Annotated in this window: 13 protein-coding genes; 8 read left to right on the plus strand and 5 right to left on the minus strand. The window is 68.3% G+C overall.

The window, feature by feature from the left end; all coding sequences use genetic code 11:
• The first annotated feature begins 653 nt into the window (after positions 1–653).
• The 3 genes from I6H87_RS19300 to I6H87_RS19310 are packed head-to-tail and all read left to right on the plus strand — an operon-like array spanning position 654 to position 2,949.
• Positions 654–947 (plus strand): DUF3649 domain-containing protein, encoded by a 294-nt coding sequence (locus I6H87_RS19300; RefSeq protein WP_010814035.1) that lies wholly within the window; start codon positions 654–656, stop codon positions 945–947.
• The gene (locus I6H87_RS19305; protein ID WP_011616359.1) at positions 947–2,590 is read left to right on the plus strand and encodes a PepSY-associated TM helix domain-containing protein; all 1,644 of its coding nucleotides are present in this window, start codon (positions 947–949) and stop codon (positions 2,588–2,590) included. Before I6H87_RS19300 ends, I6H87_RS19305 begins: the two co-directional genes overlap by 1 nt.
• On the plus strand, positions 2,587–2,949 hold the full coding sequence (locus I6H87_RS19310; RefSeq protein ID WP_010814033.1) for a DUF3325 domain-containing protein: 363 nt from the start codon (positions 2,587–2,589) through the stop codon (positions 2,947–2,949). Before I6H87_RS19305 ends, I6H87_RS19310 begins: the two co-directional genes overlap by 4 nt.
• Positions 2,950–2,962: 13 nt before the next feature.
• Here the strand turns inward: I6H87_RS19310 and I6H87_RS19315 are convergent, their stop codons facing one another.
• The 3 genes from I6H87_RS19315 to I6H87_RS19325 form a co-directional block, all read right to left on the minus strand.
• Complete coding sequence (locus I6H87_RS19315) at positions 2,963–3,388, minus strand: PRC-barrel domain-containing protein (protein ID WP_010814032.1); 426 nt, start codon at positions 3,386–3,388, stop codon at positions 2,963–2,965.
• 200 nt (positions 3,389–3,588) lie between these two features.
• A complete protein-coding gene (locus tag I6H87_RS19320; RefSeq protein ID WP_011616360.1) occupies positions 3,589–4,692 on the minus strand; it encodes a porin in 1,104 nt (367 codons plus the stop codon).
• Between the two features lie 423 nt (positions 4,693–5,115).
• The gene (locus tag I6H87_RS19325; RefSeq protein ID WP_011616361.1) at positions 5,116–6,033 is read right to left on the minus strand and encodes a LysR substrate-binding domain-containing protein; all 918 of its coding nucleotides are present in this window, start codon (positions 6,031–6,033) and stop codon (positions 5,116–5,118) included.
• Between the two features lie 188 nt (positions 6,034–6,221).
• Here I6H87_RS19325 and I6H87_RS19330 point away from each other — a divergent pair, with 188 nt between their 5' ends.
• Positions 6,222–7,244, plus strand: a complete 1,023-nt coding sequence (locus I6H87_RS19330; RefSeq protein WP_011616362.1) for a DUF1338 domain-containing protein — start codon at positions 6,222–6,224, stop codon at positions 7,242–7,244.
• Between the two features lie 92 nt (positions 7,245–7,336).
• Here I6H87_RS19330 and fusA read toward each other — a convergent pair whose 3' ends face one another.
• The gene (fusA, locus tag I6H87_RS19335; protein WP_010814028.1) at positions 7,337–9,442 is read right to left on the minus strand and encodes an elongation factor G; all 2,106 of its coding nucleotides are present in this window, start codon (positions 9,440–9,442) and stop codon (positions 7,337–7,339) included.
• A gap of 293 nt (positions 9,443–9,735) precedes the next feature.
• Between fusA and I6H87_RS19340 the strand changes: the two genes are divergently transcribed.
• Positions 9,736–10,365: a response regulator transcription factor gene (locus I6H87_RS19340; RefSeq protein WP_010814027.1), complete on the plus strand. Its 630-nt coding sequence runs from the start codon at positions 9,736–9,738 to the stop codon at positions 10,363–10,365.
• Between the two features lie 66 nt (positions 10,366–10,431).
• On the opposite strand, the gene I6H87_RS19345 is transcribed toward I6H87_RS19340, so the two are convergent.
• Positions 10,432–11,196: a FadR/GntR family transcriptional regulator gene (locus I6H87_RS19345; RefSeq protein WP_011616363.1), complete on the minus strand. Its 765-nt coding sequence runs from the start codon at positions 11,194–11,196 to the stop codon at positions 10,432–10,434.
• Between the two features lie 154 nt (positions 11,197–11,350).
• On the opposite strand from I6H87_RS19345, the gene gudD reads away from it, so the two are divergent.
• The 3 genes from gudD (at position 11,351) to I6H87_RS19360 (ending at position 14,911) form a co-directional block, all read left to right on the plus strand.
• On the plus strand, positions 11,351–12,706 hold the full coding sequence (gene gudD, locus I6H87_RS19350; protein ID WP_011616364.1) for a glucarate dehydratase: 1,356 nt from the start codon (positions 11,351–11,353) through the stop codon (positions 12,704–12,706).
• Between the two features lie 82 nt (positions 12,707–12,788).
• Positions 12,789–13,811 carry a Bug family tripartite tricarboxylate transporter substrate binding protein gene (locus I6H87_RS19355; RefSeq protein WP_010814024.1) on the plus strand — a complete coding sequence of 341 codons (1,023 nt, stop codon included), beginning with the start codon at positions 12,789–12,791 and terminating at the stop codon, positions 13,809–13,811.
• Positions 13,812–13,912: 101 nt separating this feature from the next.
• Entirely contained in the window at positions 13,913–14,911 is a 999-nt protein-coding gene (locus I6H87_RS19360; protein ID WP_011616365.1) for a Bug family tripartite tricarboxylate transporter substrate binding protein, read from the plus strand.
• Positions 14,912–14,948 lie beyond the last annotated feature (37 nt).

The following is a 14,948-nucleotide window of genomic DNA, read 5'->3' on the forward strand; positions in this document are numbered from 1 at the left end:
CGGCGCCCGGCCTGGCGCCGCGCACGGGCGGCGTCGATGGCTTGGCGGGATTTCAGGCTGAAGCGCCAGGGCCGGACCAGTGCTGGCGCCCCCGTCCCTGGCGGCGCGCCGTGCCTGCACGACGCGCGGAATAAAAAGATGGCCTGGCTTGTCACCGGAAGACGCGATCGGGAAAGCGGGGTCTGGTTGCTTTCCCGATCTTCCGAAGACTGGCTACTGCCAAACGCTCCGCGTGACGGAGCGGTCCCCACAAAAGTCGGTGTCGAATGCCGCAGCGGCGGCATCCGGAAATCCTGTCGTTCCTGCCAGCTTCGGTTGCTGCCGCGTGCCGCGGCGCGCCGGACCTGGCCGGTCTGCCTGTCGGGAGGTGCGTCGTGCGTCAGGCAGTGATCGGATAGTAAATGGGAATCGATCTCATTACAAGGAAAATTTTACGGGTGCCTCATTTTTTTTGAGGGTGGCCCGGTGGCGCAATGTACGACCTTGAGGGTAATAATGCGAATTGTTATCATTCGTAACGATTTCTTGCCCCGGTCCTGCGCCATGTATCGACTTTCCTCCCGCCATCGCCGCCCCGTCTCTGGCATGCCGCTGCAGTCAGCCCCAGCCGTGACGGCCGGCCTGGCCTGCGGCGCAGTACTGCGCGTGCCGGCATGAGCCAGGCCCACGCTTCCGGCTGGCGCTATCGCGCCGGGGTGGCCTCGCGCGCGGTCGCGGCCATTGCTGGCGGCTACGCGCTGGCGGCGCTGGCCACCGCGGCCCTGTCCGTGTGGCTGCCGATGGCGCGGCCCGATGCCGTGACGACGGCCACGCTGCTGTCCTTCGCGGTCTATGCCGCGGCGGTGGTCTGGGTCTTCGCGGTGCGCAGCGCGTGGCGAGCCTGGGCCGGGCTGGCGCTGCCGGCCGCGCTGCTGTTGGCGTTGCTGGCCGTGGGACGGGGCGGCTGATGCGGGCAGGTTTCAGGCAGTCGATGGCATGGCTCCATACCTGGAGCGGCCTGCTGGTGTGCTGGGTGTTGCTGCTGATGTTCTGCGGCGGCAGCGCCAGCTATTTCAAGGAAGAGATCTCGCTGTGGATGCGGCCCGAGCTGCATCGCACCGCGCCCGCCGCCGAGGTGCCGGCCACGCAGGTGGCGCAGAACGCGGTGCGCTACCTCAGCCGGCAGGCACCCGATGCCGCGCGCTGGTTCATCACGCTGCCCGACGATCGGCGCCAGGCCGCCACCGTGCGGTGGGTCTACAAGCCGGGCCAGGCGCCGCGCGATGCCGACGGCAAGCCGCGCCGGTTCGACAGCCGCTTGCTCGACCCGGCCACCGGCGCGCCGCTGCAGGCCGCGCGCGAGACCCGCGGCGGCGAGTTCCTGTACCGGCTGCATTTCGACCTGCACTACATGCCGGCCAGGTGGGCGCGCTGGATCGCCGGCTTCTGCGCCATGTTCATGCTGGTTGCCATCGTCAGCGGCGTCATCACGCACCGGCGCATCTTTGCCGACTTCTTCACGTTCCGGCGCGGCAAGGGCCAGCGATCCTGGCTCGATGCGCACAATGCGCTGGCGGTGCTGGCGCTGCCATTCCACCTGATGATCACCTACACGGGGCTGGTCACGCTGCTGTTCATGTATATGCCCTGGGGCATCGAGGCCGCCTATCGCGGCGGCGAGCGCGCTTTCCAGGCCGAGGCGATGCTGCGTCCGCGGCCAGCCAGCGCAGCGGGCACGCCCGCCGCGCTGACAAGCGTGGCAGACATGGTGGCGCAGGCGGAGCGCCGCTGGCAGGGGGCCGCGCCGCGGCGCATCACCGTGAACCTGCCGGGCGATGCCAATGCCACCGTGGCGCTGACCCGTGCCGAGCCGACCACGCTGGCACACGATGCGTCCACGCTTGAATTCTCCGGCACCAGCGGCGCCATGCTGCGCGCGTACGCGGAAGACAAGTCAGCGGCAGAGCTGACGCGCAGCGTCATGACCGGCCTGCATATCGCCGGCTTTGCTTCACCAGGCCTGCGCGCGCTGTTCTTCCTGTGCGGCCTTGCCGGATCCGCTATGGTGGCTACCGGGGCGATCCTGTGGGCGGTACGCACGCGCCAGCAGCAGGCCAAGGCGCTGGCTGCAGGTGCTCGGCCCGGCGTTGGCCTGCGCCTGGTCGAGGCGCTGAACATCGGCGCCATCGCCGGCCTGCCGATTGCCTTTGCCAGCTACTTCTGGGCCAACCGCCTGTTGCCGGTGGAACTGGCGCAGCGGCCTGAAGCGGAGATCCGCTGGTTCTTCATCGCCTGGGCCGCCTGCGCGCTGCTGGCGCTGCTGCGTCCCGCGCGTGGCATGTGGCGCGCGCAGTTGTGGGTGGGTGCGGCGCTGTTCGGGGGCGTCCCGGTGCTCAACGCCCTGACCACCGGATCGCACCTGGGCGTGACCTTGCTGCAGGGGCGCGGGCCGGCGGCGGTGGCTGGCTTCGACCTGGTGACGCTGACGCTCGGTATCGCGCTGGCAGCCGCGGCCTGGATGGTCGGACGCGGGCAGCCGGCACCGCGGCGCACGTCACGCCAGCCGCAGAAGGTGGCCGAAGTGGCTGCCGTCACACAGGAGCCCGCATGAGCATGAATATGCTGGCTGCCTTCGCACTGTCGCTGTCAGGATTCGCCGCACTGGCGCTGTCGCTTGACCGCCACCATGCCGATATCCATGGCCGCGGCAGCATGCCGTCGCGGCGCGCGGTGGCTGGGCTGCGCGCGGCGGGTGCCGGCGCGCTCGCGCTAACCTGGTCGCTCCACGTTGCTGCCGACGGCGGGCCGCTGGGAACGGTGTCGTGGCTTGGCACGCTGACCGCCAGCGCGTTTGCCGTGGCGCTGGGCCTGTCCTATGCGCCACGCGCGGTGCAGCGCCTGCTGCCGGGCGTGGCGGGTATCGGCCTGGCCGCGCTGGCCGCGCGCTGGCTGCTTGCAACCTGGATGTAGCCCCTGCGCAGCCTTACAGCGGCGGGGGCACCCAGTACGGATCGCGGCCGTAGTACTCGTGCAGCGACTTGCCCCACTGGGGATCGGCCATGCTCGGCCAGCTGTCCTTGTTGAAGCCCGGTGCGGATTTGAGCCGGTCTGCCGTCACCGCAATCCGGAAGCATTTCTCGTCGGTGTCCATGACCAGTGCATTCCATGGGATGGCGTGCAGCGTGTCGCCAATGCCGAGGAAGCCGCCGGTGGTCAGCACCGCGTAGGCGATGCGGCCGTGCGGCACATCCAGCATGATCTCGGAAATCTTGCCGACGTGTTCGCCATCGGATGAATAGGCCTTGGTGCCGTCAAGGCTCGATGCCGCCATCACTTCAGGGCCCGGGCCTTCGCCCACGCCTGAACCGATGATGGCCGCGCCTTCACTGGTGGGAGGTTGGTTCGGCATGCTGTGCTCCTTGTCGCAGGACGTTGGAATGCATGGCATGCGCAATGACCATGCCTGCGCCGTTTGTGGCGCCGTACGCATGGGGCTGAAGTTGCCGGCTGCCGCCGTGGTAATTCTTTCGCGCGGCATGGAAAAAAAGGCGCGTCAGCATGGCGCCGCGTGCCTTCCTGCAGCGGCACCCGGTGGTGCCGCCGCGATCCTCAGAAGTGATGCCGCATGCCGAGCATGACGCCCACGCGCGTGGTCCTGTCCACGCCCGCGGCGGGCGCGCCGGCCCAGTATTCGGTCTCGCGTCCGACCGCGCCGCCGCGCGCGTGCACGGCATCGGCTTCCAGGTATACGCTGGTGCGCTTGGACAACGCATAGTCGGCCACCACGGCGATGCTGTCGGCGTTGCCGCTGCCCAGCAGCGCCGGCACGTCCTGGAACTGCGTGGTCACGTTGCCGCCCTGCCAGTAGCGGTAGTAGGCGCCCGAGACGTGCAGCGCCGGCGTGAGCTGGTAGCCGAGGCCGGCAAAGGCAATATTGAAGCGAGCGTCGCCCGCCGATTCGCGCCGGCCCATGTGCCCGAGGTAGGCCGTGGCCTTGCCGAAAGCGTAGGAGCCGCCCACCGAGTAGTTGCGCACGGTGTTGCCGCCGTCGGCGCTCTTGCGCTGGTCATAGGCCGCGCCCAGCGCCAGTGCGCCCTGCTGGAACATCAGCCCACCCCCCAGCGTGATGCCGCGCGCCAGGCTGCCGGGCTGCTCGCCGGTGCCATAGTCCAACTGCAGCGTGAACGGTCCTGCGGTCTTCTTGTAGACCATGCTGTTGTTGATGCGGTAGTCCTGGAAGAAGATGTCGCCGCCGATATACAGCGGGTCGGACCAGAAATTGCCCCAGCCCTGGTCCAGCGGATTGAAGGCCCAGCCAATATTGTTCAGCGCGTTGTACTGGCGCCCGAAGGTCAGGCTGCCCCAGTCGCCGGAAAGTCCCGCATAGGCCTGGCGCCCGAACAGCATGTTGTAGCTGGAGCGGCCGTCGTCGCTGCCGATGCCGGCCTCGAGCCGGAAGATGACGTGGTTGCCGCCGCCCAGGTCTTCATCGCCCTTCAGGCCGAAGCGGCTGCCGACCATGCCGCCGGAGACCAGTGCGGCCTGGCCGTTGTGGTGGCCATCCAGGTTGGAGGTGTAGCGCACGGCGGAGCTGGCGATGCCGTACAGGGTCACGCCTGGCTCGGCGTGGGCGTTGGTGCCGGCGAGGGCGGCAAGGGCGACGAAAGGCAAAAGCCCGGCCGCCAGCAGCCGGTGGCTGGCTGTCTGGTTCATGGATTTCCTCCGGAAGTCCGACCCGCCCCGGTGCTTGCAGCGCGCCGGCGCGGATCCGTCAGGCCGATGGCCTGCGGGTTCCAGTCCCGCGCGGGGGCGCGCGGGTCGTCATCGGGCGCAGCGCAACGGATGCGCAGGGCCCGGGCGAAGGTCGAAGTGGGCGGCGATGCCTGGTTGGCGGCGAATGCCGGCAGTGTTGCCGGGCAAGCCTTGGGCAGCGCCGGTTGCCGGCGCCACGGGAGCGGCCCGAAGGCCATTGAGCGGGTTCGCCGGCGCCCACTTCGGCAGTCATGGCGGCCTGGGCCGATATGACTGGGGAGGCATGTTCCGGGTCGTCCCGGGTGCGGCGAACAGGCGCTAGTTTACCTGCATTGCGCAAATGCCCCCGGAAAGTGCGTCATCGGGCGCAGCGAGGCGGCGCGATCAGTTGCCGGCAGCGGTGGCCGGCGCATCGCGCGACAGGCCCAGGATCCAGTTGCGGAAGGCCGCCAGCGCTTCGGATTCGGGCCGGCCCTCCGGATAGGCGAAGTAGTAGCCCTGCTGTTCGTCCAGCATGCCCGCCAGCGGAATTACCAGCTGGCCGGTCCGCAGCTCGCGCTCGATCAGCAGGCGCGGCGCCAGGCCGATGCCAAGCCCGGCCGTAGCGGCGGCCGTCATCATCGTGAACAGCTCGTAGCGCGGCCCGCGCGAGGCGGCCAGGTCATAGGCCCAGCCCTGTGCCGCGTACCAGTCGCGCCAGGCGTTGGCGCGCGTGCTCAGGTGCAGGTGGCGGCAGCGCGCCAGGCTGGCGGCGTCGGTCACGGGATGCCCGGCCAGGAAGGCGGGGCTGCACACCGGCACCATGCCGCCTTCGCGGAAGATCACGCCGCCGCGCGTGCCGGGCCAGAACTGGTCGCCGAAATAAATCGCCGCGTCATAGGCGCATTCCTGGAACGAGAACGGCTGCGAGCGCGCCGCCAGGTTGACCGTCACATTGGGATGGCGCCGCGCAAAGTCCGGCAGGCGCGGGATCAGCCATTGGGTGGCAAAGGTGGGCACCACCGCCAGCTCCAGCGTGTAGCCCATGGCCCGGCCGGTGGTGATTTCCAGCGTGTCGCGCTGCAGGTGGTCCAGGTGCCGGCGAATGCGCGCGGCGTATTCGCGCCCGGTATCGGTCAGCTCCAGGCGCCGGCGCACGCGTGTGAACAGCGCCACGCCCAGGCGCTGCTCCAGCTGCGCCACCTGCCGCCCCACCGCGCTGTGCGTCAGCGCCAGCTCTGCCGCGGCGCGGGTAAAGCTGCCCAGCCGCGCCGAGGCCTCGAAGGCCTGCAGCGCGCCCAGGTTGGGGATGTCGTTTCTCATGGGACTGCGAGGGAAGGAAGGCTGACAGTATAAACAGCGGCGCCAGGCCGCACCGCTACCGCGGTCGTGCGCCGCACGCACAACGTTGTGCGCAATGCGCGCTTGTGCGCGCCATGGGGGTGCCCCTATCCTGCCCCGCGTATCGTCGCCAGCCCGGCTGCCATCCCAGTGCTCACCTGTTTGTGCCCATGACCTCCAATCTCTCCACGCTTCTCACCGCCAACGTCGGCGCCGCCCGCGCCGCGCAACTGCTCGCGCTGGTCACCTTGCCCGCGGATTTGCCGCAGGCCCCGCAGGGCCGTGCCAGCCGCGCGGAAATCGCCCAGGCCCTGAACATGGTGCTGTTCGGCGGCATCCTCGAGCGCGTGCCGAGCGGCCGCGCCTACACCGACGACGTTGCCTCCGCCGGCGGCAAGGTCACTTTCGACCACGGCGCGCTGCGCACGGTCAAGTGGCGCGACAACGGCGCGCTGCCCGAAGGCGAGGCCGCCTTCACCCGCATCCTGCGCCCGCTCGGCTACGTGCTCAACGGCACCTATCCGCTGGACCGCATCGGCATGACCGGTCGCTCATACGCGCATGCCGACGCGCCCGAGGGCATCGCCCAGTTCTTCCTCAGCGAATTCCATCCGGAACGCTTCAGCGACGCCTTCCGCGCCGCCGTCAGCCGCGTCACCGGCACCTCCGCCGACCCGCTCACGCCGCGCGCGCAGACCCTGCTGTGGCAACTGGAGCGCGACGGCGCGCTGGACCTGGCCGACGGCGCCGAGCTGGTCGGCCTGCTGGTGCCATGCTTCGAGCGCCAGCACGCCACCCCGAGCCTGGCCGACTATGAAACGCTGCTCAGTGAATCGGCCGAGATGGCCTGGGTCGCCACCGAAGGCAACGCCTTCAACCACGCCACCGACCGCGTCGACGACGTGTTCGCGCTCGCCGAGCAGCAGAAGCAGCTGGGCCGGCCGATGAAGGACAAGGTCGAAGTCTCGCGCAGCGGCCGCGTCAAGCAGACCGCGTTCCGCGCGGATACGGTGCGCCGCGCCTTCGTCGGCGCGCACGGCGAGACGGTGGAGCGGGACGTGCCGGGATCGTTCTACGAGTTCATCACGCGCGATCGCTTTGCCGATGAAGCGGCAGCGCCGCAGCGTTATGACCTGGGGTTTGATGCCGGGAATGCGCAGGGGATCTTCAAGATGACGGCGGCGGCCTGCTGATTGCGATGAAGGAGGAGGGCGCGGGCGCGTGGATGCGCCGGCCCTTTCCCTCGGCCCCTCTCCCGCACGCGGGGGAGGGGAGCAAACCATTGTTACCCCCGCTTCGTCGATATCACCGCCTCAGCCACATTGGCCGGCGCCTCGGCATAGTGCTTGAACTCCATCGTGTACGTCGCGCGCCCCTGCGTCAGCGAGCGCAGCGTGGTGGAGTAGCCGAACATGGTTGCCAGCGGCACCTCGGCGCGCACGATCTTGCCGCCGCCACCGGCGATGTCTTCCATGCCGTGCACCATGCCGCGTCGTGACGACAGATCGCCCATCACGTTGCCGGTGAATTCCTCAGGCGTTTCCACCTCGACGGCCATCATCGGCTCCAGCAGGACGGGCCTGGCCCGGCGCATGCCTTCCTTGAACGCCATCGAGCCGGCCATGCGGAATGCGTTCTCGTTCGAGTCGACGTCGTGGTAGGAGCCGAACACCAGCGTGGCCTTGATGTCGACGATCGGGTAGCCGGCCAGCACGCCTGACTGCAGGGTCTCGCGGATGCCCTTGTCCACCGCGGGGATGAACTCGCGCGGCACCACGCCGCCCTTGATGGCATCGACGAACTCATAGCCGCCGCCGTGCGGCATCGGCTCGAGGTTGAGCACCACGTGGCCGTACTGGCCGCGTCCGCCCGATTGCTTGATGAACTTGCCTTCCACGTCCTTGACCGGCTGGCGGATGGTCTCGCGGTAGGCCACCTGGGGCTTGCCGACCGATGCCTCCACGCCGAACTCGCGCCGCATGCGGTCGACCAGGATTTCCAGGTGCAGCTCGCCCATGCCGGAGATGATGGTCTGGCCGGATTCCTCGTCCGTGGTCACGCGGAAGGACGGGTCTTCCTGCGCAAGGCGGTTCAGCGCAATGCCCATCTTTTCCTGGTCGGCCTTGGTCCTGGGTTCCACTGCCTGCGAGATCACCGGTTCCGGGAAGCTCATGCGCTCCAGGATGATGACCTTGTCGGGGTCGCACAGGGTGTCGCCGGTGGTCGCTTCTTTCAGGCCGACGGCCGCGGCGATGTCGCCGGCGCGCACTTCCTTGATCTCCTGGCGCACGTTGGCGTGCATCTGCAGGATGCGGCCCAGGCGCTCGCGCTTGGCCTTGACCGGGTTGTAGACGGTGTCGCCGGATTTGACCACGCCGGAATAGACGCGGAAGAAGATCAGCTGGCCGACAAAGGGGTCGGTCATGATCTTGAACGCCAGCGCGGCAAACGGCTCGTCGTCGTTGGGATGGCGTTCGGCTTCGCGGTCGTCTTCGGTGTGGCCCAGGATGGCCGGCACGTCGGCGGGCGAGGGCAGGTAGTCGATGACCGCGTCCAGCATGCTCTGCACGCCCTTGTTCTTGAAGGCGCTGCCGCACAGCATCGGCACGATCTCGTTGGCGATGGTGCGCTTGCGCAGGCCGCGCTTGATCTGCTCCTCGGTCAGCGGCTCGCCCGACAGGTACTGGTTGAGCAGCGTCTCGTCGGCCTCGGCGGCGGCTTCGACCATCTTGTCGCGCCATTCCTGTGCGGTCGCCAGCAGGTCCGCCGGGATGTCCTGGTAGGCAAAGCGCACGCCCTGGCTGGCATCGTCCCAGACGATGGCCTTCATCTTGACCAGGTCGACCACGCCCTGGAAATGGTCCTCGGCGCCCAGCGGGATCTGGATCGGCACGGCGCGGCCCTTGAGGCGGTCGGCGATCTGCGTCTGCACGCGGAAGAAGTCGGCGCCGACGCGGTCCATCTTGTTGACGAAGGCAATGCGCGGCACCGCGTACTTGTTGGCCTGGCGCCAGACCGTCTCGGACTGTGGCTGCACGCCGCCGACGGCGTCGTAGACCATGCAGGCGCCGTCAAGCACGCGCATGGAGCGCTCGACTTCGATGGTGAAGTCGACGTGTCCCGGCGTATCGATGATGTTGATGCGGTGTTCGGGGTAGTTGCCGGCCATGCCTTTCCAGAAGGCAGTGGTGGCGGCCGACGTGATGGTGATGCCGCGCTCCTGCTCCTGCTCCATCCAGTCCATGGTGGCCGCGCCATCGTGCACTTCGCCCAGCTTGTGGTTGACGCCCGTGTAGAACAGGATCCGTTCGGTCGTCGTGGTCTTGCCGGCGTCGATATGCGCGCTGATGCCGATGTTGCGGTAGCGCTCGATGGGGGTCTTGCGAGGCACAGTGTTCTCCATGGATGAAACACGCTTGAATAGAGTAGCACCACTGGCTGTTTGCCGTTGTCCCTGCCGTGCGCAGGGGCAACACCGCCACGGCCCCGTGCCCCGGCATGAGCGCGTGTCTGAGGCGGGCCTAGGATTCGGCCTCATGCGAAACCGATTTCTCCCATCCTGCCAGCGTCCGCGGCTCCCTATACTGGCGCAGCATCGCGCCCCGCGTGTTAATCGCCCTGCCATCCCATGCCCGGGCAGAATGCGCGCCGTCGCCGATGCGTTCCCGGACTACGAAGCCACGCATGACAACCATCCTGATCGTTGACGACCATCCGGCGATGCGGCTGGTGCTCAGGCACCATCTGCTGCAGCTGCTTGGCGTAGACGAGGTGATCGAAGCAGACAACGGACAGTGCGCCATCGAGCTGGTGCGCGCGCGCACGCCGGACCTCGTGCTGCTCGACCTGGACATCCCGCGCTCCAGCGGGCTGGATGTGGCGCCGCGCCTGCGCGCGATCCATCCGCAGGTGCGCATTCTGGTGGTGACGGCGCTGGACCCGGCGGTGTTCATCAGCCGGTCATGGCAGGCCGGTGCGCAGGGCTTCGTCAGCAAGACCCAGGACATCAAGGAAATCCTGCGTGCGGTCGAGGCGGTGCTGGCGGGCTATACCGTGTTCCCGGTGCTCAGCCGCGGCGGCGCGCCGCGCCAGGCCATGTCGGCGGATGAGGAGATCCTGCGGCGCCTTTCCGACAAGGAACTGGTGGTGCTGCAGATGCTGGCGCGCGGCATGTCCTACAAGGCCATCAGCGCCAGCCTCTTTATCAGCAACAAGACCGTGAGCAGCTACAAGGCACGCATCATGGGTAAGCTGCAGGTCTCGTCCCTGGTGGAGCTGGTGGACTTTGCGCGGCGTTGCCGGCTGACCCCCTGATCTCGGTCCATATCATTAGACATCGTATGACTTGGCGGCCGCACCCATCCAGTGCGCGCGCGTCGCTCAGCCTTGGGCGCCGGCCGGCGCCGAGGCCTTGCGCAGCCGTTCGCGGCTGTTGGTCAGGTGCATGCGCATGGCGGCCTTGGCCCCGTCCGGGTCGCGGCGCTCGATCGCGTCGTAGATGTTCTCGTGCTCGATGCTGACGCGGTCCAGGTACTGCTCGCGCTCGGGCGTGCTGACCTGCAGGCGGCTGCGCGGGATCACCATGGTGCCCAGGTGGCCCATGATGTCGGTGAAATAGCGGTTGCCGGTGGCGCGTGCAATCGCCAGGTGGAAGGCAAAATCGCTCTCCACGGCGTCGTTGCCGGCGCCGGCACTGCGCTTGAGCTCGTCCAGCGCCTGGCGCATCGCGGCCAGCTGCGCGTCGGTGCGGCGCGACGCGGCCAGGCCCGCGGCCTCGGCCTCAAGGCTGACGCGGAATTCCAGCATCGCCATCACATCCATGGCCGTGCCCAGCGCGTCCGGCCCGATGCGGAAGGGCGAGGGCGCCTCGGCCGCGCGCGCCAGCACGAAGGTGCCGATGCCGTGGCGCGTCTCGACCAGGCCGCTGGCCTGCAGCCGCGACAGTGCCTCGCGCACCACGGTGCGGCTGACCCCCATCGACGCCATGATCTCCGACTCGGTCGGCAGCTTGTTGCCGGGCTTGAGCTGGCCCTGGCGGATTTCTTCGCCAAGGGCTTGCACCACTTCTTCGGCAAGCGTGCGGCCGCGGCGGCGCAGCGGCGCAGAAACGGGCGGAACGGACTGGGCGGAGGTGGAGTTCGGCATGGTGGATACGGGCGGGGTTTCCCGGACTTGACCGGTTCGAGATGGCCTCATTATACTGGGTTATCAGTCATACGATGACAGATAACATACGCGAAGTGATGGTCCAGTGAACAATACTGCGCCCGCCATCGGAAATGCCGGAGACAACCCTGAGATGACCCCAACCGCCGCCCCCATGGCGTCCGCCCACACCCCGGTCGTGACCGAACTGACCGTGGTGCCCGTGGCCGGGCATGACAGCATGCTGATGAACCTGTCCGGCGCCCATGGCCCGTACTTCACTCGCAATATCGTGATCGTGCGCGACAGCGCCGGCCACACCGGCGTGGGCGAGGTCCCGGGCGGCGAGGGCATCCGCCAGACGCTGGAAGACGCGCGGCCGCTGCTGGTGGGCCAGCCCATCGGCCAGTACCAGTCCATCCTGAACCGCGTGCGCGCGGCATTCGCCAGCCGCGATGCCGGCGGCCGCGGCCTGCAGACCTTTGACCTGCGCATCACCATCCATGCGGTGACGGCGCTCGAGGCGGCGCTGCTCGACCTGCTCGGCCAGCACCTCGAGGTGCCGGTGGCCGCACTGCTCGGCGAAGGCCAGCAGCGCGACGCCGTGGAGATGCTCGGCTACCTGTTCTATATCGGCGATCGCCAGCGCACCACGCTGGACTACCGCACCGAGCCCGATGCCGACAACGCGTGGTTCCGCCTGCGCAATGAAGGGGCGATGACGCCCGAGGGCGTGGTGCGCCTGGCCGAAGCCGCTTACGAGCGCTATGGATTCAACGACTTCAAGCTCAAGGGCGGCGTGCTGAGCGGCAACGAAGAGATGGAAGCGATCCTGGCGCTGGCCGAACGCTTCCCGAAGGCGCGCATAACGCTGGATCCCAACGGCGCCTGGTCGCTGGCAGAGGCCGTGCGCCTGTGCCGCGACAAGCGCGGCGTGCTGGCCTATGCCGAAGACCCGTGCGGCGCCGAAGACGGCTATTCCGGGCGCGAGATCATGGCCGAATTCCGCACTGCCACCGGCCTGCCCACCGCCACCAACATGATCGCCACCGACTGGCGCCAGATGGGGCACGCCGTGCGGCTGCAGTCGGTCGACATCCCGCTGGCCGACCCGCACTTCTGGACCATGCAGGGCTCGGTGCGCGTGGCGCAGATGTGCGCCGAATGGGGCCTGACCTGGGGCTCGCACTCGAACAACCACTTCGATATTTCGCTGGCGATGTTCACCCACGTGGCCGCCGCCGCGCCGGGGCGCGTCACTGCCATCGACACGCACTGGATCTGGCAGGACGGCGAAAACCTGACCCGCAACCCGCTGCGGATCGAAGGCGGCCTGGTGCAGGTGCCCAAGACCCCGGGCCTGGGCGTGGAGCTCGACATGGATGCCCTGGCGCGCGCGCACGAGCTGTACCAGCGCAAGGGCCTGGGCGCACGCGACGATGCCGCGGCGATGCAATTCCTGATCCCCGGCTGGAAGTTCAACAACAAGGCGCCCTGCATGGTGCGCTGACGCAGTACCGGCAACGCCCAACCGGCCGCTGCCGTGATCGGCACGGCTGGCTGATCTGATAAAGACACTGCAGGAGACAACGATGTACACGTTCCAACGCCAGCGCGCCCTGCGCCTGCCTCACTGGCTGCGCGCCTTTGCGCTCGGCTCTGTCGTCACGGTGGCGGCCCTGACCGTGAGCGCCGCCGCATACGCCGCGCCACAGGAGTGGCCGCAACGCCCGGTATCGGTGGTGGTGCCGTTCCCGCCGGGTGGCTCCAGCGACGCCATCGCGCGCATGCTGACCGTGCCGCTCAATGAAAAGCTGGGCCAGCCCTTCGTCATCGACAACCGCCCCGGCGCGACCGGCGCCATCGGCGCCACCTTCGTCAAGCGCGCGCCGGCGGACGGCTACACCATGATGGTGGCGTCGATCGGCGTGTATGCTGTGAACCCGTTCCTGCAGAAGAACCTGGCCTATGACCCGGCCAAGGACTTCGACCTGCTGACCGTGGCGGTGCGCGCGCCCAACGTGCTGGTGGCCAATCCACAGTTCCCGGCCAATACGCTGCAGGAACTGGTGGCCTACATGAAGAAGAATCCGGGCAAGGTCAGCTTTGCCTCGTCCGGCGCGGGCTCGTCCGACCACCTGACTGCTGCGCTGTTCTGGCAGAAGAGCGCCACCGACGGCCTGCACGTGCCCTACAAGGGCGGCGGCCCGGCCATCTCCGACCTGCTTGCCGGCCAGGTCGACGTGTCGTTCCAGAACGTCAACGCCGTGCTGCAGCACATCCGCACCGGCAAGCTCAAGGCCATGGCGGTGACCTCCGACAAGCGCTCGCCGGTGCTGCCCAATGTGCCGACCATGGCCGAGGCCGGCGTTAAGGACGTCGAGGTGTACTCGTGGCAGGGCGTTGCTGCGCCGCGCGGCCTGCCGCCCGAGGTGAAGAGCCGCCTGCACGGCGCGCTGGTGTCGTCGCTGAACGACCCGAAGATGCGCCAGAAGCTGTCCGAGAGCGGCTTCGAGGTGGTGGCCAACACGCCCGAGCAGTTCAACCAGTTCGAGGCGCAGGAACTGCTGCGCTGGAAGACCGTGATCGAGAAGGGCAAGATCGCGCTGGACTGAAGCCATCGCACTGAACCCCAGACACTGCAGCACAGAACGCGCCGGGCATGCACGCATAGCGTGCCGCGCCGGCGCTCGCGTCATCGACAGGAGACAACAGCATGACCCAGGGACGCCGCACCTTCCTCAAGCAATCCTCCGCACTGGCCGCCGGCCTGGCAGCCGGTCCGCTCGCGGGCCTGTCCTCGGCGGCGCACGCCGGACCGGACTGGCCCACCCGCCCGATCCGCCTGGTGGTGCCGTACACCGCCGGCGGCTCGTCAGACATCATCGCGCGCCTGATCAGCAAGCAGCTGGGCGAGGCGCTGGGCCAGTCAGTGGTGGTGGACAACCGCCCCGGTGCCAACGGCAACGTCGGCGCGGCACTGGTCGCGCAGGCCACCGACAACCACACGCTGATGCTGTGCGATATCGGCGCGCTGGCGATCAGCCCGTCGGTCTATACCAAGCTGACCTTCAATATCGCCAAGGACCTCAAGCCGGTGTCGATGCTGGCCTACTCGCCGCACCTGCTGGTGGTGCATCCGTCGGTGCAGGCGGCCAGCGTGAAGGAACTGGTGGCGCTGTCGCAGCGCAGCCAGCTCAACTTCGCCGTGACCGCCATCGGCAGCGCGCCGCACCTGGCCGGCGTGGCGGTGGAGCAGGCCACCGGCGCCAAGTGGCAATACGTACCCTACAAGGGCGGCTCGCAGGCCATTGCCGATACCGTGGGCGGCAGCGCCCAGGTGCTGATGAACGGCATGCTGGCCACGCTGCCGCACGTGCAGTCGGGCAAGCTCAAGCTGATCGCCCAGTCCAAGCGCACGCGCATGCCGCTGCTGCAGAACGTGCCGACCATCGCCGAGCAGGGCGTGCCGAATTTTGAATCCGGAACGTGGCAGGGCGTGATGGCTCCGGCCAGCATGCCCGATGCGATGGTGGCGCGCCTCAGCGGCGAGCTGATCCGCATCATCCGCGCGCCGGATCTGCGCGCGCAGCTGGTGGCCCAGGGGGCGGAGGTGGTGACGATGACGCCCGGGGAGACCGGGAAGTTCTTTGTTGCCGAGCAGGCGCGATGGGCGGGGGTGGTGAAGCAGGCGGGGATCAAGCTGGAGGCTTGATCTGGGCTCGCGGGCCGTAGCTGGTTCTTCGCAGATT

Source organism: Cupriavidus necator, assembly GCF_016127575.1.
Lineage (GTDB): Bacteria > Pseudomonadota > Gammaproteobacteria > Burkholderiales > Burkholderiaceae > Cupriavidus > Cupriavidus necator_D.